We start from the raw sequence: 1,723 nt of genomic DNA on the forward strand, positions 1-1,723 counted from the left end.
CGCAGGCCAACATCAACCCGCTGGCGCACTACCTGAAGTTCGGCATCTACGAAGGCCGCCAGGCATTCGGTGACAGCGTGGTCGGGTGAAGACACCACACGGCAAAGAGGCTTGAAGCATTCAGGAGTGAGGCCTCAGCTTGGGGCCTCACTCCTCTGCTGAGCCCTTCAGTGTCTCGGTTTGCCCGGAGTATCTGAACTGGGCTGTTTCATAAATATGAAGGAAGAGTGCTAGAAAGCGGAGACCTGACGTGTGAAGCACGCCAACGTCAGGTCGCATAACGAAGTCGGCGAGCGGTCATCTATTGCTATTCTTCATCAAGGCCTTGCTCCCCCAGACGACAGCTTCATGAACGGACGGGTTTCGACGATCAGCTGCACTGCTGCTGGATGGTTCCTCGTCCGTCAACCGCGTTGCCTACTGTTTGACTGCACCGGCCTCATAAGACAGACAAAGAACAGTTAATCAGTCCTACGATGCTTTCCCGGGCATAGCTATTTCGGACTAATCCAAGAGAGTGGCGTCGCCTGCCCATTCACGTCGCCTGCTACCTATTCACGTTAATTGTATTACCCAGTCGGAACGGTAAGTTTTCTAGCAGTCCTGTTGAGGCTGGGACGAGAGCGGCACTAAGCGTCTTGGAGAGCATGATCAAGGGGACAGAGGCAAGCTGAGACTTGTATATTCAGCCGGTTGTAAAAGGGCTTCGTGCCTAGAACCTGCCCCCATTCGGATTCTTCGAGCAGGCATCAAGAGCCTATAACCCGTAGGGAGATACTATGGCCATTTTAATTGGAACCGCTGGCAACGATACGCTGCAGGGAGGTCCTGATAGTGACACTCTCGACGGTGGCGCGGGCAATGATACCTTGGCTGGAGGCATTGGTGTTGCCGGTACCGAGGTCGACGACAGGTTCAATGCAAGCACCGGCAATGATACGATCTATGGGGGGGACATCGGGACTGACGACAATCCGGCCATAGATTTCAACGAAATTTTTTATATCAATCGGGGCTTCACCAGCATTCAGGTGCAGTTTGGCTCCACCTCACGAGCAGGAACGGTTACAAAATCTGACGGAAGCATCGACACGTTTTTCGCGATTGATGCTGTGCGGGGCACTGACGGAGCAGATACATTCATTGGTGGATCTGGAGCAGGCACTCAGCGGTTCAGCGGGTTCGGTGGCAATGATATTTTTGACGGCACCTCAGGCGTCAACGAGGTGGATTACCGGAACGAGGCTAGGGCGTTTGGCTATACTGCGGGCCTTACCATTAACCTGGCCGCAGGGTTGGTGCAGGATTCCACAGGCGCTACGGATACGCTGATTGCGATTGAACGCGTTCGCGGCACCACAGGCAACGATCTTATCATCGGCAACGAACTCGCTAACCGTCTCCGCGGCGATGAGGGCGACGACACGTTCCAGGCTAGCACGGGCAACGACACTATCGACGGCGGACTAGGGAACGATACGGTTGTTTTCAGCTTCAACCGCGCCGACGCAACCATCGAGACAATTCCGACAGGCTTGAGGGTCCGTGGCCCGGAGGGGTCGGGGGTGAACACCCGTCTCGACAACGTTGAGAACCTTCGTTTTGCGGATGATCCCGAGCCGGAGCCGCCGGTGCCGCCGGACGCTCAGGCGCTTGTGGATGACAGCTACTATCTTGCGCTTTATCCTGACGTGAAGGCGGCCGGTGTTGACCCGGACGATCA

At 55.7% G+C, this 1,723-nt stretch carries 1 protein-coding gene; it reads left to right on the forward strand.

Features of this window, described 5'->3' with window-relative positions:
• Positions 1-779 precede the first annotated feature (779 nt).
• The coding region (locus JQC81_RS32270) for a calcium-binding protein (RefSeq protein ID WP_203275837.1) at positions 780-1,723 on the forward strand (944 nt) is incomplete at its 3' end.

Source organism: Microvirga arabica (genome assembly GCF_016811235.1).
GTDB classification, from domain to species: domain Bacteria; phylum Pseudomonadota; class Alphaproteobacteria; order Rhizobiales; family Beijerinckiaceae; genus Microvirga; species Microvirga arabica.